We start from the raw sequence: 20,389 nt of genomic DNA, 5'->3' as shown, positions 1-20,389 counted from the left end.
TAGGCCAGGTGGCCGGAAATTGAAAACGGGCTCAGGGTTTGCGCAACAAGCGTTGCAACTGGTTGTCGAACCAGGCGCTGAAAGCCGGCGTAGGCTGCGCTTCGACGGCCAGGTACCACCAGTCGTCAGCGGCAAAGGCCCGGCATTTCACCGCGTCCTTTTCGGTCATGACCAGCGGCAGTGGCGGGCTGAAAGCCAGGCTCCGGGCACTGAACTGCGCATGGTCGGCGAAGGGATGCGGCACCGGCTGCCAGTTTAGCCCCAGCAGGGTGTTGAAGAAACGTTGCGGGTTGCCGATACCGGCCACCGCATGCAGGCGCTGGCCGGCGGGGAAATGGTCGAGCGCACGGCGCTCGCCACTGCGCACGTTGACCAGGGCGGACGGCTGCAGGCGGAAACCGAAACCATCGGTGCGGTCTTCGCTGGCGCCGTTGAACAGCACCGCGTCAGCCTCACGCAAGCGGTCGGCCGGCTCACGCAAGGGCCCCGCCGGCAGGCAGCGGCCATTGCCCAGGCCGCGGGTAGCGTCGATCAGCACCAGTTCCAGGTCACGGGCCAGGCGGTAATGCTGCATACCGTCGTCGCACAGGATCAGGTCGAGGGGTTCGCTTGCCAGCAGTGCCTGCACGGCACGGGAGCGATCGGGGTCGATCATCAGTGGCACGCCGGTGCGTTGCACGATCAGCAGCGGCTCATCGCCCGCCTGATCGGCCGCCTGATCGGCCTGCACCCGCCAGGGCAGCTGTGGAGGCTTGGCACCATAACCGCGGCTGACCACACCCACCTTCAGCCCCTGCTGGCGGCAGTGTTCGATCAGCCAGAGGATCATCGGCGTCTTGCCGGTGCCACCGACGGTGATGTTGCCCACCACAATGACCGGTACCGGTGCCCGGTAGCTGGCACTGTCACCCCTTAGAAAACGTGCCCGCTTGCGCGTGACCACGCGGCGATACAAGGCCTCCAGCGGACGCAGCAGCGCCAGCGCCGGATGCCCGGCGTACCAGGCAGCGAGCAAGCGGTCGGCGAACGCCATCAAGGCGTGCCCTGGGCCGCCTCGACGGTGGTCATGCGCAACTGGCTGAAACCGAGCTTGCCGGCAGCATCCATTGCGGTGACCACAGCCTGGTGCGGGGTCTTGCCGTCGGCGCTGATGGCCAGCGGCAGCGTGTTGTCGCCGCCCGACTCGCGCTCTATGGCCTCGCTCAGGGTGGCCAGGTCGCTTTTGGGCAGCAGGTGGTTGTTCACCGAATACACGCCTTCGGCGCTGATGGTGATTTCTACCAGCTTGCCCGGGTCGGCCGGCGCCGGCTCGGCGCTGGTGGCTTCGGGCAGCTCGACGCGAAGTTGCGTTTCGCGGGTGAAGGTAGTGGTAACCACGAAGAACAGAAGCAGGACGAACACCACGTCGATCAGCGACGCCAGGTTGATGTCGACGTTCTCCCGCTGGCGATTGCGCCGGAACTTCACGCCTTGCCTCCGGCCACTTCCACTTCACGGTCACCCTGGATCACTTCCACCAACTTGATCGCCTCCTGCTCCATGCCGATCACCAGTTCATCGATGCGGCGCAGCAGGAAGCGGTGGAAGAACACCGCCGGGATACCGACCATCAGGCCAGCCGCAGTGGTGACCAGGGCCTTGGAGATGCCACTGGCCAGCACGGCGGCGTTGGCGGTCATCTGCGAGCCCATGAAGGCGCTAAAAATGTCGATCATGCCCAGCACGGTGCCCAGCAGGCCGAGCAGAGGCGCCATGGCGGCGATGGTGCCGAGGGTGCTGATGTAGCGCTCCAGTTCATGGATGACGCGCGAGGCGGCCTCCTCGATGCACTCTTTCATGATCTCCCGACCGTGACGCGAATTGGCCAGGCCCGCCGCGAGGATTTCACCCAGTGGCGAATCGGCACGCAGGGCCTTGAGCTTGTCACTGGTCAGTTGCTTGTCCTTGATCCACATCCATACCTGGCCCAGCAGGTGCGGCGGGGTGACGCGACTGGCGCGCAAGGTCCACAGGCGTTCGACGACGATAGCCATGGCAGCGATGGAGCTCAGAATGATCGGCAGCATCATCCAACCACCGGACTTGACCAATTCCCACACAATAAACGCCCCTTCGGAAAAAGGTCGCCACTCTACCATAGGCGCGCCGAGGGCTCATCTGCCGGAGGTCAGGGAATTCGGCTGTCAGGCGACCGGGTCGGGCCTCTGGGTCGTGCAGTAACTGTGCGGGTTTACCTGCGAAAGGGCCAGATCAGCCACCACCAACATCACGCCAGAATCGCCGCTGTCGGCGCACATCCTCAACCTCCCCGTGCCGCCCCAGCACCAACCGCAATGCCCCCTCCACTGCCGTATCATGCATCACCACTCCATGCCGCCCATACCGCTCGACCACCTGCACGTGCGGATGCCCGAAGCTGTTGTTGCGCCCCCGCGAAATCAATACCCCGCGCGGTGCGGTAGCCCGGACGAACGCCTCGGTGGACGAACTGCGGCTGCCATGATGCGGCGCCTGCAGCCAGTCGATACGCGGCACTTCAGTGTCCGCCAGCCAGGCCCTTTCGGCAGCAGCCTCGATATCCCCTGCCAGCAGCAAGCGCTCACCCTGCGCTTCGACCAACAAGACACAGGAACGGTCATTACTGCTCTGCCCGTCCACCCAGCGCCACAGCGAAAAGCGCACGCCATCCCAATCCCATTGCTCGCCACTGACACAAGGCTGCAACGGAACATCAACCAGCGCTTCCCCACCGATTATCCGCTTGATCGGCAAACCACGCTGGATGGCTCCGGCCCCGCCCGAATGATCGGCATGCGCATGGCTGATCACCATCACGTCAAGGCCGCCCACCCCCAGCTTGCGCAAGGTTGGCAGCACCACGCGTTCCCCCAAGTCGCTTTCCCCCCTGGCCGGCCCGGCATCGTAGAGGAGGCTGTGATGCCGCGTACGCAAAAACACCGCCAGCCCCTGGCCAACATCCAGCTGCCAGACCTCGACCTGGCCAAACGGCACCGGCTCCCTGGGCACCCACAGCGCCAGCAGCATCACCCCTCCCAACCCGCGCAGCGGCACACCACGGGGCAGCAAAATCAACAGCGCACCCAGACATACCAGCAGCCAGGCCCACAACGGCAGGGCCGGCGGCACCCATGCCGGGCGCTGCTGCGCCACCAGCGCCAGCCCGCGGAACAGCACATCCAGCAGGCCACCTGCCAGCCAGAGCAACGCCTCGCCAACGCCCGCCAGCGGCAACATCAGCGTGCCCAGCAACGCCAACGGCAAGACCGCCAGGCTGACCCACGGCACCGCCACAAGGTTGGCCAGCGGCGCACTGAGGCTCACCGGCAAGCCGGTGGCCAGCAACACCGGCAGCAAGCCGACGGCGATCACCCATTGCGCACGCGTCCAGGCCTGCCAGGGCCGCCAACCACCCAACCGGGCACTGAAGCAGTAGATGAGCGTGGCCACGGCGGCGAACGACAGCCAGAACCCAGGCAGCAACGCCGCCAGTGGCTCGAAGACAAGCACAGCGACCAGTGCAACCAGCAACGGAAAAAAAACGCCAAGGTGGCGAAAGCGCAGACGCCAGAGCAGCACCACGGCCAGCATCAGGCAGGCCCGCTGCACTGGCACCCCACCGCCAGCCAGCCACCCGTAGGCCAGCGCTGCGGCCATGGCCAGGCCGCAGGCCCAGGGTAACCACGGTAGCCTTGCCGGCCATAGCCCCCAACGCGCCAGCCCGGCAACCAGGCCATAGAGCAAACCGGCGACCAGGCCGATGTGCTGGCCGGAAATCACCAGCAGGTGCACCGTGCCGGTGGCCTGCAACGTCTGCCAGTCCTCCCGGGCCAGGCCCGCACCATCGCCAAGCACCAGGGCCACCAGCGCTGCCTGTCGGCCATTGGCTTCGACCATCAGCAAGCGCTGACGCAGCGCATCGCGCCAACCACCGGCGACTGGCGCCAGCAACTGCCCCGCCTTGACCGTACCCGTAGCGCCCACCCGTCGCGCCAGCAACTGCGCTTCACGGTCGGGCCCATGCGGGTTCAGCAGCCCGTCCGGGCGCTGCAAGGTCACCGCCAGCCGCCACTGCTCGCCCGCCCGCAGCGGCGGCCCGTCGAACCAGCGCAGTTGCAAGCGCTGAGGCAGTTCGGCCCGCCGCGAGCGTGGCGCTTCCAGTTCGAAACGCACGCCTTGTGCTGTGCGGGCCGGCAAACCCGCCACCCGCCCTTCCAGCCACAAGGTGCGCCCCTCCAGGCCGGCAGCCAGACGATCATCAAGGGCCTGCTGAGCAGACCCGCACGCCCAACACAAGCCCAGCAGAAACCAACCCAGTGGCCAGACGCGGGTAAACAGGCTGCCGACAGCGCAGGCTGCCAGGGTTATCAACCATCCGACCGATGGCAATGCAGGAAGAAAGCCCAGGCACAACAGCCCGAGCGCGAGCGCAAACATCCCTGTGCGCATGAGGTAGAGCTCCAGAAGGCGAATCACCTCCTGAGGCATAGCCCAATTGCCGGCAACGCTTGCTCAACAATTGTCACAAACTCTAAACGAGTCGGAGCAGGATTAAGGGCATACTGCCAGGGTCAACGCTCCGGGAGCCTACATGCCGCGCCGACTTTTCAAACGCTACATGCCGGACCCGACCAGCATTCGGGAACACAAGTCCTTACGCTTTTTCGGCAAGTTGCTGCACGATCCCAACCTCTGGCACCTGAACCGCCATTCGGTGGCCAGAGCCATGGGTGTGGGCCTGTTCGCGGCGCTTATTCCCATCCCGATGCAAATGCTGCTGGCGGCGGCCTTGGCGATCCCGGTGCGCGGCAACCTGCCGGTCGCCGTCAGCCTGGTGTGGCTGACCAACCCGTTGACGATGCCGCCGGTGTTCTTCGTCACCTACATGACCGGTGCCTGGCTGATGCAGGTACCGCCGCGCACCCTGCCCGACGAACTGACCTTCCAGTGGATCACCGACCAGCTGTCGACGCTGTGGCAACCCTTCCTGCTCGGCTCGGTGGTGTGCGGCGTGGTGCTGGGCATCCTTGCCTACTTCTCCACCATGTTCTACTGGCGCTGGTGGGTGGGCCGGCAGTGGCGTCGTCGCCAATGCCGGTGCAAGGCTTCAGGCCCGCATGCCGCGGCCGCTGACCAGCAAGCGAACGCAAACAACGTAGAGCACCGCAGTAGCCACCAGCATGAAGGTGATCGCCGTGCCAATGCTGATATCCGACACCCCTAGAATGCCGTAGCGGAACGAGTTGACCATGTGCAGCACCGGGTTGGCCAACGACACGGTCTGCCAAAACGGCGGCAGCAGGTTGATCGAGTAGAACACCCCGCCCAGGTAGGTCAGCGGCGTCAGCACGAAGGTCGGGATGATCGAGATGTCGTCGAAGTTGCGCGCAAACACTGCGTTGACGAACCCAAGCAGCGAAAAGATGGTGGCCGTCAGCAGCACAACCACCACGGTCACGCCCAGGTGGTGCACCTGCAGGTCGGTGAAGAACATCGACAGGATGGTCACGATCACACCCACCGCCAAACCACGCAGCACCCCACCCAGCACATAGCCGACGAGAATGGTGTGCGGCGACACCGGCGACACCATCAGTTCTTCGATCGAGCGCTGGAACTTGCTGCCGAAAAAGCTCGACACCACGTTGCCGTAGGAGTTGGTGATCACCGACATCATGATCAGCCCCGGCACGATGTACTGCATGTAGGTGAAGCCACCCATGTCGCCGATCTGCCGGCCAATCAGGTTACCGAAGATGACGAAGTACAGGACCATGGTGATCGCTGGCGGCAGCAACGTTTGCGGCCAGATGCGCAGAAAGCGCCGCACTTCGCGGTAGACGATGGTGTTCAGGGCGACCCAGTTGGTGCGCAGTTCCACACTCATACGGCCACCTTCGACAGGTTTTTTTCCACCAGGGACACGAACAGCTCCTCGAGTCGGTTGGTCTTGTTGCGCAGGCTCTGCACTTCGATGTTCTGCAGCGCCAGCTGGCCGAACAGCGCGGTGATGCCGATGTCCTTCTCCACCTGCACTTCCAGGGTATGCGGGGTCAGCAGCCGGCACGGGTAGCCCTGCAGTACCGGCGCCGCGGCCAGGTCCTGCTTGAGGTCGAGCACGAAGGTTTCGACATGCAGCTTGCCCAGCAACTGGCGCATGCTGGTGTTCTCGACGATGGTGCCATGGTCGATGATGCCGATGTTACGGCACAGCTGTTCAGCCTCTTCCAGGTAGTGGGTGGTGAGGATGATGGTGATGCCCTTCTGGTTCAGCTCGGTGAGGAAGCTCCACATCGAGCGGCGCAGCTCGATATCCACCCCGGCGGTAGGTTCGTCCAGGATCAGCAGCCGCGGTTCGTGGATCAATGCACGGGCAATCATCAGACGCCGCTTCATGCCGCCGGACAACGAACGCGACTGCACATCACGTTTGTCCCACAAGCCCAGCTGGGTCAGGTACTGCTCGGCGCGCTCCTTGGCCAGCTTGGGCGGGATGCCGTAGTACCCGGCCTGGGTGACGACGATGTCGAAGGTCTTTTCGAACTGGTTGAAGTTGAACTCTTGCGGCACCACGCCCAGGCAACGCTTGAGCGCGGAGGGCTCGCGGTCCAGGTCGTGACCGAACACGTTCACTGTGCCGCTGGTCTTGTTCACCAGGGTCGAGAGAATGCCGATGGTGGTGGATTTACCGGCGCCGTTGGGGCCGAGCAAGGCGAAGAAGTCGCCTTCGGCAACATCGAGGTCGATGCCTTTGAGGGCCTGAAAGCCATTGCCGTAGGTCTTGGTCAGCTGTCGGATGGACAGGGCGGAACTCATAGCGGGTCACTTACCGAAGAAAAAGGTGCAGGACACGCCAGGTAAAGTCACTGGCGCAGTGAGTGCAGCCATGGTGCTAGGCCAGGCTGCACAAGTACAGTCACATCTATTGATAATGACTATCGAAGCGGGTTCAAGTGAGCGCGGTCATCACTGCGGCCTGGTAGGCCGGGCGTTGCTTCAGGCGTTCATACCAGGCTTGAAGGTGGTACATGGCCGGGCGCTCGATGGGCAGTTCGAACCAGGCATAAATGAAGCTACCCAGTGGGATGTCGCCCATGCCGATCTGGTCACCGGACAGGTACGGCTGATTGGCCAGGGTTTCGTCGGCAATAGCCAGTAATTGCGCGCACTGCTTGTGCGCGGCGTTGATTGCCACCCAGTCGCGCTGGTCTTCCGGCGTGCGCAGCAGGCCCCAGAACAGCGGGCGGAAGGGTGCGGCGAAGGACGATGTGGTCCAGTCCATCCACTTGTCGGCCAGGGCGCGCTGGCGTGGGTCTGCCAGATACCAGCCCTGCTCCGTGCCATACTCCGCGCACAGGTAGCGAACGATGGTGTTGGACTCCCACAAAGTCAGGTCGCCGTCTTCGAGCATCGGCACCAGGCCGTTGGGGTTGCGGGCGCGGTAGTGCGGCTCGTTGACCACGCCGAAGGCGCCGCCGGCGTCGATGGATTCGAAGTCCAGGCCCAACTCGTGGGCGATCCACAGCGCCTTGCGCACATTGCTCGAATTCTTGCGGCCCCAGATCTTCAGCATGGCAACATCCTTTTGAATGCGGAGGTGGCACAGTCTACTCCAGACCTTCGCCGCCTGTACTGGCCTCTTCGCGGGCAAGCCCGCGCCTACATCCATCGGTGGTGTCGTCACGTACCGTTGTAGGAGCGGGTTTACCCGCGAATGGGCCAGACCTGCCGGCCAATATCCCCGGTCATTCACCGTCGCAGCCGCCACCGCATTCGCGGGCAAGCCCGCTCCTGCATTGATCGGGGGTCGACATTTGCCGTTGTAGGAGCGGGTTTACCCGCGAAGAGGCCAGACCTGCCGGCCAATATCCCCGGTCATTCACCGTCGCAGCCGCCACCGCATTCGCGGGCAAGCCCGCTCCTACATTGATCTGGGTCGACATTTGCCGTTGTAGGAGCGGGTTTACCCGCGAATGGGCCAGACCTGCCGGCCAATATCCCCGGTCATTCACCGTCGCAGCCGCCACCGCATTCGCGGGCAAGCCCGCTCCTACATTGATCGGATCGACACCTGCCGTTGTAGGAGCGGGTTTACCCGCGAATGGGCCGGTACAGGCGAATAAATGAACTGAAACTCCCACCGCCACACTCTGTCACTGTTCTGAACATGCCGTTCACAGCATTGCGTCTAAGCTGTCTGGGACGGCTCAAGCCCTTGGTTCCAAGGAGGACCGATTATGTTGCTGTTGTGGTTGGTGGTGCTGGTGATCGGCGCGGCGTACCTCACGCATCGGCGCCTGGCGCCTTTGCAGATTCTCGGCATCATGGCGGCCTATGTGCTGCTGATGGGTATTTTCAGCAGTGCCCCGGGCTGGCTGCTGGCCCTGATCTGGGTGGTGCTGGCCCTGAAGATCGCCCTGGTTGCGCTCCCGCAGTGGCGACGCAAAGTATTTACCGCCCCGGTATTCCGCTGGTTCCAGCGCACCCTGCCGCCCATGTCGCAGACTGAGCGCGAAGCCATCGACGCCGGCACCGTGTGGTGGGACGGCGAACTGTTCAGTGGCCGCCCCGACTGGCGCACCTTGCTGGCCTACCCCGCACCGAAGCTGACTGAAGAAGAGCAGGCCTTCATCGATGGCCCTACCGAAGCGCTGTGCGCCATGGTCAGCGACTGGCAGATTGGCCAGGACCTGGACCTTCCGCCCGAAGCCTGGGCACATATCAAGCAACATGGCTTTTTCGCCCTGATCATCCCCAAGGAATACGGCGGCAAGGGCTTCTCCGCCTACGCCCACTCCCAGGTGGCGATGAAACTGGCCACCCGCAGCGGTGACCTGGCCTCCACGGTAATGGTGCCCAACTCCCTCGGCCCTGCCGAACTGCTGCTGCACTACGGCACCGACGAACAACGCAACCACTACCTGCCGCGCCTGGCCCGTGGCGAGGAAATCCCCTGTTTCGCACTCACCGGCCCACTGGCCGGCTCCGACGCTGGCGCCATGCCCGACACCGGCATCATCTGCAAAGGCCAGTGGCAAGGCGAAGAAGTGATCGGCCTGCGCCTGAACTGGGAAAAGCGCTACATCACCCTCGGCCCGGTCGCCACCCTGCTGGGCCTGGCATTCAAGGCCTACGACCCGGACCACCTGCTGGGCGATGAGGAAGCACTGGGCATCAGCCTGGCGCTGATCCCCACCGATACCCCCGGGGTGGAAATCGGTAAACGCCACCTGCCACTGGGCGCTGCGTTCATGAACGGCCCCAACAGCGGCAAGGACGTGTTCGTCCCGCTGGACTTCCTCATTGGCGGCCAAGCGATGCTTGGCAAAGGCTGGATGATGCTGATGAACTGCCTGTCGGTGGGCCGCTCCATCTCCCTGCCAGCCGTGGGCACCGGTGCCGCCAAGTACACCAGCCTGGTGACCGGCCAGTACGCCAATATCCGCGAGCAGTTCAACGTGCCACTGGCGGCCTTCGAAGGCATCCAGGAATCACTGGCACGCATCGGTGGCAACGCTTGGCTGATGGACAGTGCCCGCCTGCTGACCGCCAAGGCCGTGGACCTGGGCGAGAAACCCTCGGTGCTGTCGGCGATCCTCAAGTACCACCTGACCGAGCGTGGCCGCGAATGCATCCAGCACGCCATGGACGTGCACGGTGGCAAGGGCATCATCATGGGCCCGAACAACTACCTGGGCCGTAATTGGCAAGGGGCGCCGATCTTCATCACGGTCGAAGGCGCCAACATCCTTTCGCGCAACCTGATGATCTTCGGCCAGGGCGCCATTCGCTGCCATCCGTTCGTGCTCAAGGAAATGGCATTGGCCGGGCGTGAAGACCACGATCAGGCGCTTCAGGAATTCGATGACCTGCTGATGAAACACATCCTGTTCGCCGCCGGCAATGCGGCCAGCACTTTGGTGTTCAACCTGGGGCTGGGGCTTTTCGAGAAAGTACCGGGGGACACGCTGAGCCAAGGCTACTTCCGGGCCCTCAACCGCCAGGCCGCCGCCTTTGCCCTGCTGGCGGACCTGTCGATGATGCTGCTCGGCGGCGCGCTAAAGCGCCGGGAACGCCTGAGTGCCCGGCTGGGCGATGTACTCAGTTACCTGTACCTGTCAAGTGCCGCGCTCAAGCGCTACCACGATCTCGGTTCGCCCGAGCACATGCAGCCCCTGCTGCGCTGGGCGATGGAAGAAAGCCTGGGCCAGGCGGAGCACGCGCTGGACCGGTTGCTCGACAACTTCCCCAACCGCTTCGTCGGCTGCGCGCTACGGGTGCTGGTATTCCCCTTCGGCCGCCGGCACACCGGGCCGAGCGATGAACTGGACGCCGAGGTGGCAGCGCTGATCGGGCGCAGCAAAGGCGACCCTGCGCTGGAAGAGCTGCTTGCCGGTTGCTTCAGGCCGCAAGCCGACGGCGACCCGGTGGCAGCCCTGCAACGGGCCTGCGACCTGCTGGAGGAGGCGACGCCGCTGCACAACACGCTGCATCGGGCAATCAAGGAAGGCAAGGTACAGCCAGCGCCCGGGCAGTCGGTGATCGATGCGGCAGTCGACAGTGGTGTACTTCAGCCTGATCAGGCGCAACACCTGCATGCTGCCGAGCAGGCGCGCCGTGCGGTGATCGACGTGGATGCCTTCGACAAGGCACAGCTGCTACCGGAGCAAGGCAAGGTACGCTGAGACAGGGGCCGTTTTGCGGCCCCTTCCCCAACCGGCGTATACTCCGCGCCCCGTTTCAACCACCTCGAGGACCACCCCAATGGCTAACCCCCACCTGGAATATCACCTGCAACTGCTGAACCACCTGCGCACCATATTGGTGGCCCTGGGTGAAGCCGAGCAGGTGCCGGAGGAAAGCCACGCCCTGTTCCTCGAACGCTTCGACGAACTGCTGACCCTACTGCCGCAAAACCCACTGGAAAGCCAATACCTGGGCCAGGACCTGACATGCCAGGTGATTCAGCGCTACCCGCAAATCGCCCACCTGGTGCCACGGGACCTGCTGTGGTTCTTCGGCGGCGACTGCCTGCACTACATGCCCGATGAAGAACTGTCCGTTTACCAGCAACTGGAGGAGCGCCGCTACGAGGCAGAGCAGAATGACGAACCCTTCGACTGGCATGCTGAAAAACAGCTATTGAGCCCAACCGGCCCAGCCTCCCGTCACTGATCTTTCCATGCACCCGGCGCTCTAGCCGGGTGGTTGTCGACATTTCAACACGCTGGTCGCACTCCGCCCTACATCCGCTTCGCCCCCCCGCCCGTACGCTGTCGCTCGTTTCAAGGATGCCCTGGCAACCCTGAAACGCTGCGTGCCTTCACGCAGCCAGCCAACCTATCAACGTATGGATTGAACCATGAACAAGATCTTCATGACGCTAGCCTTGGGCCTGGCAAGTACCACGGCTTTTGCCGATGAAAGAGGCCAGATCCTTTTCAAAGGGCATATCAACGGCGGCGGTACTTGCCCGATCGAGATTGTCATACCGGGCTCGGGCGCAATTGGCGCCGTTGAGCTTGGAAACTACGCGGTCAAATACTTCGACACCAACACCGTCACCCCCGACATCCCATTCGCGTTACGCGTTGATGCAGATGTAGGCACCTGCAATATTCCAAGTCCTTACAAAACCCAAGTCACATTCAACTCTCACCACGGCGATGCAGGCCCTGGAAATGCTTACTATGCCATTCGCAGCGGCGGTGGATTAGCGCAGGGCCTGGCGTTGGCCATCAAGGATGATATGTTGGGAAATGTCGCTCCGCGAACGCCATCCAAGGAGTACGACATTGCATCCACAGGCGTAACAGACCTCAAGTTCTACGCTTCGTACTTGAAGACCGGCACAGTGACCGATGGTGATGCCAACGCAGATGTGAACTTCAGTATCACGCTGCCTTGATGCCCTGCCAGGTGCCTTCGCGCACCTGGATCCCACTGTCACTCAAAATCGGTCATTTTCCATGCTCCCCGTCACCCGCACTTCGACGATGCTGGGCGGTTGCCTGCTGCTTCTGGCCAGCTTGCTGAACAGCGCCCAGGCCGCCCTTACCATCAGCAGCACGCGCATCATCTACGAAAGCAGTCAGCGCAGCGCTTCGGTGGTAGTTGCCAACCCCAGCCAGCGCCCCTTCGCCGCCCAGACCTGGGTCAATACCCAGGCCGATGACACCACCACGGCCGTACCGCTCATGACCGCCCCGGCCTTGTTCAGGCTGGCTGCAGGCAAGGACCAGTCGGTTCAGATCAGCGGCCTGCCAAACGACCTGCCCCAGGACCGCGAATCGTTGTTCTTTTTCAACCTGCAAGAAATTCCCCAGGCCATCGACGGTAAACAGAACACCCTGAACATTGCCCTGCGCACGCGGATTAAATTGTTCTACCGCCCGACGCAGGTTCAAGGTAATCCGGAGCACAGGCTCAAGGAGCTACGCCTGGTCAGAACCCTGCGCGACGGCCGCCCACACCTGACTTTGCACAACCCCACGCCCTATCACTACACCTTCAACCGGCTGGACCTGGTCAAGGGCAAGCAACAGGAAGCCCTGCCGGGTGTAGACATGGTGCCCCCCATGTCCGAGCTCAGCTACCTGCTGCCCCCCAGCCTGGAAGGCCCCGGCTTGCAGGCCATCGTAGCGGTGATCAATGACTACGGCGGCATCAGCAAACCGCTGACGCTTCCGGTGCACGACACCCCCTGACCTCCGGCCACTCCTGAAGGAACCACAATGATCCTGCAACCCCACGGGTGCAGGCGTATTCGCCTGCGCCACGTTTGCCCAATGGTTCTCTGCCTGGCGTCCGGCAAGGTGCTGGCAACACCCACACCACCGGTAGGCGCCGAGTTCGAGGCAAGCTTTCTGTACCTGTCCCCTGGGCAGCCCAGGACGAACGCCGCTCAGGCCCTGCACGCGCTGTCCGAACAGCAAGAGTTGCCGCCCGGGCGCTATCCCGTGCAAGTGCTGGTCAACCTGAGCCCCGCCGGCGTGCATGAACTTGCGTTCGAGCCGCCAGCCGGGGATGGGCAATTGCAGCCGTGCCTGCCCCCCGGCCTGATGGCCGAACTGGGGCTGCGACTGGATGCCATTTCTGACCCCACCACACTTGAAAACGCCTGCCTCGACCTGCCCAGGCTGGTGCCGGGCGCACGCGTCGACTTCGATGCCAGCCTATTGCAACTGGCTATTTCCATACCGCAAATCGCACTGCAGCGCGATATGGCAGGCCAGGTAGACCCGGCGCGCTGGGAAGATGGCATACCGGCCGCCTTCGTCAGTTACCAGGCGGCCACGCAGCAAAGCCAAAGCCGCGGACGCGGCAGCCAGAACAGCCAGGATTTGTTCCTGAACAGCGGCATCAACCTCGCCGGCTGGCGTTTGCGCAGCAACCAGTCCTGGCGCCGCGACGAGCAGGGCCGGCAAACCTGGGACCGTTCCTACACCTACGCCCAGCACGACCTGCCAGGCAGTTGGGGCAACATCACGCTGGGCGAAACCTTCACCAGCAGCGACATATTCCGCAGCGTGCCAGTCACCGGCGTGCGTCTTGCCTCCGATTTCGACATGCTGCCTGACGCGATGCGCAGTTATGCCCCCACCCTGCGCGGCGTGGCGCAATCGCGCGCCAAACTCGAAGTGTGGCAGAACGGCTACCCGATCTACTCAACGTATGTCAGCCCTGGCCCGTACGCTATCGACGACCTGAACGTGGGCGCCACGGGCGAGCTGGAGGTGGTACTGACCGAAGCCGATGGCCAGGTGCGGCGGTTCATCCAGCCCTATGCCAGCATTACCAACCTGCTTCGTCCCGGGGTCTGGCGCTACAGCACCACGCTGGGCCGCTACAACCCGGCCCAAAGCCAAGATGACCCGCTGCTGTGGCAAGGAACAATGGCCTTGGGCATGGTCTGGAATGCCACCCTGTATGGCGGCTTGATGGCCAGCCAAGGCTACACCGCCGGCGCCATCGGCATCGCACGGGACCTGGGGACAATTGGGGCGCTTTCCTTCGATATCACCCATGCACGCAGCGATATCGCCCCCATGGAACATCATTCCCTGCAAGGCATGAGCTATGGCGCCAGATACAGCAAAGCCTTCAACAACGGCACACACTTGCGCTTTGCCGGGTATCGCTATTCCACCCAAGGCTATCGAGACTTCGACGAGTGGGTCAGCCAGCGCAGCAGCGACCGATTGTTCCTGGGCAGCCGGCGTAGCCGAATAGAGGGCTCGATCAACCAGCGTGTGGGCGAGCGCAGCACACTCAGCCTTACGCTTTCGCAGCAGGATTACTGGCAACGCAGCGATAGCCAGCGTCAGTTCCAACTCAATTTCAACACCTCGCACAACGGCGTCAGCTACAACCTCTACGGGTCGCAATCACTGACGCAAAACAGTTCGGGCAGTGACCGTCAGTTTGGCCTGAGCGTATCCCTGCCGCTGGAGTTCGGCCGCAGCAGCAGTTTAAGCCTTGACTTGCAAAACTCTGCCCACGGTACTTCGCAGCGGGCAGCGTTGAACGGCCAAGTGGACCGCGTAAGCTACAATGCCACAGTCGCATCCAGCGAACAGCGGCAACAAAGCGCCGGCCTTTCCGTGGCCTACCAGGCACCTCAGGCAACCCTCGGCGCCGGCCTCTCGGTATCGGATGACTACAGCAGCCTGTCGCTGAATATGAGTGGCGCGGCATTGCTGCACGCTGATGGTTTGGAATTCGGGCCCTACCTGGGCGAAACCATTGGTCTGCTGCATGTCCCCGATACCGCTGACGTGGGGTTACAGAGCCACGGCGCCGTGCGCACCAACACCAAAGGCTATGCCCTGGTTCCCCATTTGCGTCCCTACCGGCTGAACCAGCTCGTGCTCGACACCGACCGGCTGAACCCGGAGGTCGAGATCAGCAACGGCATCGCCAATGCCATACCTCGCCGCGGCGCAGTCATCAAAACCCAGTTCCAGGCCCGTCGCGCCAACCGTGTGGTGCTGACCCTTGCCACCAAAGACCAGCAGCCTTTGCCCTTTGGCAGCCAGCTCCACGACGCCAATGAAAACGTGTTGGGCATGATCGGCCCGGCAGGCCGCGTGATGGTGTCTGTTGCCGACGGCCTGCAGCGCCTTGAAGCGCGCTGGGGCGAAGCGTCCGAAAACCGCTGCAGCTTCGCGCTGGACCCGCAGACCATTGCTCAACAGCAAGGCTATCGCGTGCTATCGCTGACATGTGAATGACTTCACCCGCGCCCTTCTCGCCATGCAACTCGTGCCCAGAACGGCCGCTCAACACCAGGAACTGCGAATGAAACGCCTCATGCCTTGGGCGCTGCCCATAGCGCTGCTCAGCAGCTATCAAGCCCACGCCGCCGACCGCTGCAATTGGACCGTCGGCAGCCAGCCAATGACCATAACGCGCATACTCAGCGGCGTGATGCATGTCCCTGCGAACGCCGAGCCAGGCAGCGCCATCGGCACACCCAACCTGTCCTCGTATACCCAGTCCATGCCACGCTCGGAACTGCTCTGCTTCAACGATGGCGACGTACTCTGGCGTTTCGACATGAACGCCAGGGATGTATTTCCCGACCCGCTCCCCCCCGTTGAAGGTGAGCCCTCCGATGGCTATATCCTGAAAACCAACATCGACGGGGTCGGCGCGCGCATCCGGCTACGGGCACCTTTCAACGGCGCAGTCCCCACTTTCTTCATGCCAGAGGGTGGCCCACACAACCCTTTCATCCCGATGCGGTCGACCATGCAGGCCAACAACCAGCTTGGGGGCTTCAAGCTCAGCGGTATCACGAGCGAGGTCACCCTGGTCAAAACGGGGGATATTGCCCCCGGCCAGCATACGATAGACACCGAACTGTTCACCGGGCATTTCGATGCCACAGGCTTGGGCCTGGTACTGCGCTATCGGTTACAGGCCCAGGTGTTGCAAACCCAATGCGCCCTCATCGGCGACCCGATAAGCGACACCCCCGTAGAGCTGCAGACATGGGACAAATCACATTTCGTCGGCAAAGGCACCACAACAGCGACCGTGCCGTTTTCAATTACCCTGAGCAACTGCAAGACAGACCCGGGGGGACTGACCATGGCAACCATCGAACTCGAACCCACCAAGGGGTCGACCCCCGTACCGGGGCTGGACGGCGTATTCACGCTCACCACTGACTCCACAGCGGAAGGGGTTGGCATCCAGGTGCTGAAAGATGACGGTACCCCCCTACCGCTGCAACGGGAAGAGCACCTCCAACCGATCCAGGAAAACACCACCGTGCTGAATTTTGGCGCACGCTTCTACCAGACTGACGAGGCCAGCGCAGTCGTTGCCGGCGACGCGTTCGGCGCTTTGAACTTCACCCTTCGCTACCGTTGAACCGAGCGGACAAAAAGGCGCCCAACGTCCATTAAGGACTTGGGCGCCGGATTGATCCAGGTTCAGGTTGCAGTATCAAGCCTCACTCTCGGTCGAACTCAGAATATTCTGCGGGTCATAACCGTACAGGCACTCCCCTTTTTCAGGGTCTGTCACCTTGATCAGACGGTTGAGCGCATCATATTCCAGAATACGACCAGCTTCGTCGTGTGTCAGGTTGCCATTTTCATCGTAAAAAAGCTCTGTATGAGTGGGCTCAAGATCGTCGACTTTGTTTTCAATGCCTGAAAGCTGAGCAGGATCCGCAGGGTTTGTGAAATGGTAGATCGCCAGATTACGCCCACCGCCGTCATATTGCGTCACAACCTGACGAATGTTATCCACCGCGTCAAAGCCAAACACCTGGCGGGCTATCTTCTTGCCATGAGGGTCAATTGGGCACAGGTCGCCCTCGCAGGTATAATCGACCAGCCGACCGCGCAAATCATACCTGTACGTTTCTTTACGCAGCACGGTGGGCGGTGTCGCAGGGCCTTCTGCAAGAACGCGTTCAATGATGCGGTCAAATTCGTCATATTCCTGGGTAAGTACTTGCTCGGGCCCTTGGCTGAAGGTGAACGTTCGCGAACGCTCGCGCTCCAGGTCATCATATTCCAACGTCGTTTTAAGCGTATTGACCGGGTCGCTTGATGCATCAGTGGTTGCATAGCTCGCTGTACGCCCCAGGTCGTCGTATGCGAATTGGCTCGACAGGTCTCCCAGTGTGGTGGTATCAAGCCGACCCACATTGTCGTATTCATTGATCTGGGTCTGGTTCAGCACATCCCGGTACGACTCCATTCGCCCCCTGTAGCTATAGCCATACTCCATGTCGTATTCACCACGCGTTTCAACGCGTACTTCACCCGTGCTGTAGTACGTGCGCGAAATCGATTGCCCTTGGGCCTCGACACAGCTTTCCAGGCGTGCGTTCTGCTTGTCGAACACATAATTGGCTTCTTTGCCCCCCAGTTTTCGTAGCACAGGTTCTTCTGTCAGGTAGGGACGATAATCGTATTCGATAACACCCAATGGCGTGCTTACCTTGTTGGGTTTGAGCTCACCCGTCTTGTATTCATATTCCTGTAAACGGCCACCGGTTTTCGACCAATCCATCAGGTCCAGGCCGTTGAAGTGTTGCTCACCCAGCAGCTCAAGGTCATTCACCCGAATGGTGATGGGTAAGTCCTTGTCGGTGTGTGCCGCAAAGGTTCTGTAAACAACCTCATCCTTACGTAGTTCATGAGCCAGCAGGCGATCGAGACCATCGTAGGTGAATTTTTCTCTCTGCTTTTGCTCCGCGTTACCCAGCCCTGACTCTTCCTGATGTTTGCGACCCAATCCATCGTATTGGGTCAGCGTCTCGCTCTTGAGTACGGTTTCCTGTTCATCAGTCGGCTTCTCCTGCACCCACCGTCGAACCTGCACAGGCAACTCAAAGCGGTTCAGCTGGGTTTCAGTGACCCCGGTCTTGGCGCCGTTTTCCAGTTCGTTCCCCTCAGCGTCCAGCACCTTCTGCCGCCACTCGCGTTTGATCGGGCCGGTTTCTCCATCGCCGATCGGGTTGGTTTGCGCGAACTCGCCTACGCCATCAGGGCCGACGACACATAGTTGCTCACCCCAGGCATCGTACTTGTAGCCGCTTTTCAAAGGCAGGTCACGGCCCTTGAGCCAGTCAATTTCAGTCTCTTCCAGCAACCTGCCCCATGCGTCGAACCGGGCCGTGTAGATGGGTTTGGTACCCCCTTTGGGCAGACCATTGTCCGGGTCTTCCCGTTCTTCCCTGATCGTGCGATGGGCACCATCGAAATAGGCCACAGTCATCACACCCTTCACATCGTATTGTGTCTGGGTGGCCTGAACGCCCTCGTCGTTGCTCAGTTGATATTCGTAGCGTTTAAACGCCTCTTCTTCCTTGCCCGGGCTGACAATCTCCCGCTCGACGCGCAGCAGTGCGTCCCATACGGTCATGATTTCCGTATTGGTTTCATCACGGCTGAGCACCGTTTCTCCCGATGCCAGGGAGCGCTGCACTCTGATTTCCTTGTTGGTGCCGTCGTAGCCAGTCAGTAGCTGCTTGTCCTGCAGCACTTTCATGGTGCCCTTGACCAAGGGGCCCCGACCCTCGGCAGCATCCCAGCTGAGTGTTTCGAAGGTGTAAGTATGCGCCATCAGGGTGTCGAGCGTGTCCGGTTCGTTCGGTTCACCCTTTTTCGGGTTCGGGTAGCGCGTTTGCTGGCTCTTGAGGCGACCATGTTGCAATGGTTTATCAGCCTCATTGCCCGTTTCATCCTTAGCCTGCTCAAAAGCATGGTGTGTAGCTTTTGTTTCATTGCCACTGGTATAGGTTTCGACCTGCACTTCCAGCCAGTTCTGTTGCTGGGTATGCGGTTGGGCACTGGTCAGCGTTGGCAACTGCTGATAGGTGTAATGCGTGGTGCGAACCGCAGCACTGCCGGGATAGCCGGCTGCCGGCTTCTGGATTTTTTCCTTCAGGTAGGTAACGAAGCCTTCTGCATGGCCTGGGAAGCCCGGCTCTTCTGCCTCATACCAAGTGTAAGTCTCTTCAATACCAGTGACGGCCCTATGCGTCTTCAGGTTGCCGTGATCGTCGTAGGTGCTGGCTTCCGCCAACGTGAACCTGGCGGACGGGTCGTCCTTCAACCACCAGGACGTATCGATGCTGTGGACCAATTGACAATACTTTGGCTGCTCCTTGAACAGGGCGCCAGGCTTGAGGTTATACCCCGTCTGGACTTCCTTGATCTGGTTGCCGATAACTTCGGTTTCGTCGGCATTCAGCGCCTCACCTACATAGGTCGTTTCCCTGGTAAGCAGGTGGAACTTGTTGAACTCGCGGACGGTGCTGCGTACGGGCTTTTCATCAACCCAGAGTGTCTCTGTGGTGGCATAGTCATAGTCGATAACCTGGCGGAACAGATTGTCCAGGCCATCGTTTACCCAGGTCAGCGGTGCATTGCCACCCAGGAAGTTGTAACCGTTGCTGGAATAGGTATAACGCGTGTCGATCGAAGGTTGCTCATGGCCTGGGTGCTGCACATGCCGTGTAACCCTTGGCAGGGGGTCCAGGCCCGAACCGATCGGGAACTGGTGGCCGCCATCACCATAGGTGAGTTCATCCTTACCGTCCGAAGGGGTGTAGACCGTGCTGATGCAATAGATATCTCTGATGCGGCTATACGTAAAGCCCCACCTCGGCGGTTTTTCGATGCGCAGCCCGGCGCGGTCCACCGGGTTGTCGATGGGCAGTTCGATGCGGTCCACCCGGTTGCCGGTACCCAACACCAGGGTATAGGTGGCGATACCCGTGTCTGTCGGCATCGTCAACTGCACATTGTCATTGCGAACGACTTCCAACAAGGTGACATCGCGCATGTCGGTAATCTTGGTCAACATCGGAAAGCCGTTATGGGTGCCGTATTCCAGGTTCAGCCAATGGCCCTGGCGACTGAAGATGCGGGTCGGCACTGCCCTGACGTACGGGCTCGAACCTTTTCGCTCGAGCACTTCCACCACGCCGGAGCGGTGCACCACCCGCCAGCGGTCTTCAGCGTCCTCATAAAGGTGGAACGTGTCGATCTTTTTCTCCGACATCGTCAACTGGTTGGTAGCGCCGGCACGGCCGTCGGCTTTGAACGTTTCGCCATTGGCCAGGGAAATGATCCGGCGGTTCTGGGCAGGGTCGAATTCGGTGGTGCGCAGGTTCCAGCCTGTACCAAAACCACTGTCGGCAAGGCTGAGCGGGCTATAGCGCAACGTCACGTCAAACTCGGGCCCCGACTGGTCGTTGCCCGAAATGCTGCGAAGCTTGGCGGTGAAAGTGTACAAGCCCGTGCGTGAATCGACGCCGCCCGTCAAGTGGCTCATGAAGTTGAAGGCGTTGGAATGCACCGAACGTTCATCGGACATCATCGTTCTCCTTGGAGTAGCT

General features: G+C 61.5%; 14 protein-coding genes and 1 pseudogene. 7 read left to right on the top strand and 8 right to left on the bottom strand.

Features of this window, described 5'->3' with window-relative positions:
- Positions 1-31: 31 nt before the first annotated feature.
- From lpxK to ACF8FG_RS02170, 4 genes are all read right to left on the bottom strand, one after another.
- Positions 32-1,033, bottom strand: a complete 1,002-nt coding sequence (lpxK, locus tag ACF8FG_RS02185) for a tetraacyldisaccharide 4'-kinase (RefSeq protein ID WP_119713410.1) — start codon at positions 1,031-1,033, stop codon at positions 32-34.
- Positions 1,033-1,467 (bottom strand): biopolymer transporter ExbD, encoded by a 435-nt coding sequence (locus ACF8FG_RS02180; protein ID WP_014591937.1) that lies wholly within the window; start codon positions 1,465-1,467, stop codon positions 1,033-1,035. The genes lpxK and ACF8FG_RS02180 overlap by 1 nt, the downstream gene beginning before the upstream one ends.
- Positions 1,464-2,099 carry a MotA/TolQ/ExbB proton channel family protein gene (locus tag ACF8FG_RS02175; protein WP_026031862.1) on the bottom strand — a complete coding sequence of 212 codons (636 nt, stop codon included), beginning with the start codon at positions 2,097-2,099 and terminating at the stop codon, positions 1,464-1,466. The genes ACF8FG_RS02180 and ACF8FG_RS02175 overlap by 4 nt, the downstream gene beginning before the upstream one ends.
- A gap of 151 nt (positions 2,100-2,250) precedes the next feature.
- On the bottom strand, positions 2,251-4,467 hold the full coding sequence (locus ACF8FG_RS02170; protein ID WP_318078791.1) for a DNA internalization-related competence protein ComEC/Rec2: 2,217 nt from the start codon (positions 4,465-4,467) through the stop codon (positions 2,251-2,253).
- Between the two features lie 142 nt (positions 4,468-4,609).
- Here ACF8FG_RS02170 and ACF8FG_RS02165 point away from each other — a divergent pair.
- A pseudogene (locus tag ACF8FG_RS02165) lies at positions 4,610-5,116 on the top strand (DUF2062 domain-containing protein); the annotation flags it as partial.
- Between the two features lie 9 nt (positions 5,117-5,125).
- On the opposite strand, the gene ACF8FG_RS02160 reads toward ACF8FG_RS02165, so the two are convergent.
- The 3 genes from ACF8FG_RS02160 to ACF8FG_RS02150 form a co-directional block, all read right to left on the bottom strand.
- On the bottom strand, positions 5,126-5,905 hold the full coding sequence (locus ACF8FG_RS02160) for an ABC transporter permease (protein WP_003247128.1): 780 nt from the start codon (positions 5,903-5,905) through the stop codon (positions 5,126-5,128).
- On the bottom strand, positions 5,902-6,834 hold the full coding sequence (locus ACF8FG_RS02155; protein WP_010952922.1) for an ABC transporter ATP-binding protein: 933 nt from the start codon (positions 6,832-6,834) through the stop codon (positions 5,902-5,904). The genes ACF8FG_RS02160 and ACF8FG_RS02155 overlap by 4 nt, the downstream gene beginning before the upstream one ends.
- A 133-nt stretch (positions 6,835-6,967) precedes the next feature.
- Positions 6,968-7,591 carry a glutathione S-transferase gene (locus ACF8FG_RS02150; RefSeq protein WP_014591940.1) on the bottom strand — a complete coding sequence of 208 codons (624 nt, stop codon included), beginning with the start codon at positions 7,589-7,591 and terminating at the stop codon, positions 6,968-6,970.
- Between the two features lie 664 nt (positions 7,592-8,255).
- Between ACF8FG_RS02150 and ACF8FG_RS02145 the strand changes: the two genes are divergently transcribed.
- The 6 genes from ACF8FG_RS02145 to ACF8FG_RS02120 all read left to right on the top strand — a co-directional run bounded on the left by ACF8FG_RS02145 (position 8,256) and on the right by ACF8FG_RS02120 (position 16,398).
- Complete coding sequence (locus ACF8FG_RS02145; protein ID WP_019437415.1) at positions 8,256-10,703, top strand: acyl-CoA dehydrogenase; 2,448 nt, start codon at positions 8,256-8,258, stop codon at positions 10,701-10,703.
- A 79-nt stretch (positions 10,704-10,782) separates the two neighbouring features.
- Positions 10,783-11,193 carry a PA2817 family protein gene (locus ACF8FG_RS02140; protein WP_014591942.1) on the top strand — a complete coding sequence of 137 codons (411 nt, stop codon included), beginning with the start codon at positions 10,783-10,785 and terminating at the stop codon, positions 11,191-11,193.
- A 187-nt stretch (positions 11,194-11,380) separates the two neighbouring features.
- Positions 11,381-11,926, top strand: a complete 546-nt coding sequence (locus ACF8FG_RS02135; protein WP_019437416.1) for a fimbrial protein — start codon at positions 11,381-11,383, stop codon at positions 11,924-11,926.
- A gap of 61 nt (positions 11,927-11,987) precedes the next feature.
- Complete coding sequence (locus tag ACF8FG_RS02130; RefSeq protein WP_019437417.1) at positions 11,988-12,725, top strand: molecular chaperone; 738 nt, start codon at positions 11,988-11,990, stop codon at positions 12,723-12,725.
- A 27-nt stretch (positions 12,726-12,752) separates the two neighbouring features.
- Positions 12,753-15,251, top strand: coding sequence for a fimbria/pilus outer membrane usher protein (locus ACF8FG_RS02125; protein WP_026031865.1), 2,499 nt, complete (start codon positions 12,753-12,755; stop codon positions 15,249-15,251).
- A gap of 67 nt (positions 15,252-15,318) precedes the next feature.
- Positions 15,319-16,398 (top strand): fimbrial protein, encoded by a 1,080-nt coding sequence (locus tag ACF8FG_RS02120; protein WP_019437419.1) that lies wholly within the window; start codon positions 15,319-15,321, stop codon positions 16,396-16,398.
- Between the two features lie 75 nt (positions 16,399-16,473).
- Here the strand turns inward: ACF8FG_RS02120 and ACF8FG_RS02115 are convergent, their stop codons facing one another.
- A complete protein-coding gene (locus ACF8FG_RS02115; protein WP_392518596.1) occupies positions 16,474-20,367 on the bottom strand; it encodes an RHS repeat domain-containing protein in 3,894 nt (1,297 codons plus the stop codon).
- Positions 20,368-20,389 lie beyond the last annotated feature (22 nt).

The sequence above is a fragment of the Pseudomonas sp. YQ_6 genome (assembly GCF_043103245.1).
Taxonomy (GTDB): Bacteria; Pseudomonadota; Gammaproteobacteria; order Pseudomonadales; family Pseudomonadaceae; genus Aquipseudomonas; species Aquipseudomonas alloputida.
The sequence above is the reverse complement of the archived record's forward strand: the minus strand, read 5'-3'. Positions and strand labels throughout refer to the sequence as shown.

What these genes read in the sequence shown, in the direction of transcription:
- lpxK (WP_119713410.1), bottom strand. Translation starts at nt 1,033, where the DNA reads ATGGCGTTCGCCGACCGCTTGCTCGCTGCCTGGTACGCCGGGCATCCG.
- ACF8FG_RS02170 (WP_318078791.1), bottom strand. Translation starts at nt 4,467, where the DNA reads ATGCGCACAGGGATGTTTGCGCTCGCGCTCGGGCTGTTGTGCCTGGGC.
- ACF8FG_RS02160 (WP_003247128.1), bottom strand. Translation starts at nt 5,905, where the DNA reads ATGAGTGTGGAACTGCGCACCAACTGGGTCGCCCTGAACACCATCGTC.
- ACF8FG_RS02155 (WP_010952922.1), bottom strand. Translation starts at nt 6,834, where the DNA reads ATGAGTTCCGCCCTGTCCATCCGACAGCTGACCAAGACCTACGGCAAT.
- ACF8FG_RS02150 (WP_014591940.1), bottom strand. Translation starts at nt 7,591, where the DNA reads ATGCTGAAGATCTGGGGCCGCAAGAATTCGAGCAATGTGCGCAAGGCG.
- ACF8FG_RS02145 (WP_019437415.1), top strand. Translation starts at nt 8,256, where the DNA reads ATGTTGCTGTTGTGGTTGGTGGTGCTGGTGATCGGCGCGGCGTACCTC.
- ACF8FG_RS02140 (WP_014591942.1), top strand. Translation starts at nt 10,783, where the DNA reads ATGGCTAACCCCCACCTGGAATATCACCTGCAACTGCTGAACCACCTG.
- ACF8FG_RS02135 (WP_019437416.1), top strand. Translation starts at nt 11,381, where the DNA reads ATGAACAAGATCTTCATGACGCTAGCCTTGGGCCTGGCAAGTACCACG.
- ACF8FG_RS02130 (WP_019437417.1), top strand. Translation starts at nt 11,988, where the DNA reads ATGCTCCCCGTCACCCGCACTTCGACGATGCTGGGCGGTTGCCTGCTG.
- ACF8FG_RS02125 (WP_026031865.1), top strand. Translation starts at nt 12,753, where the DNA reads ATGATCCTGCAACCCCACGGGTGCAGGCGTATTCGCCTGCGCCACGTT.
- ACF8FG_RS02120 (WP_019437419.1), top strand. Translation starts at nt 15,319, where the DNA reads ATGAAACGCCTCATGCCTTGGGCGCTGCCCATAGCGCTGCTCAGCAGC.
- ACF8FG_RS02115 (WP_392518596.1), bottom strand. Translation starts at nt 20,367, where the DNA reads ATGTCCGATGAACGTTCGGTGCATTCCAACGCCTTCAACTTCATGAGC.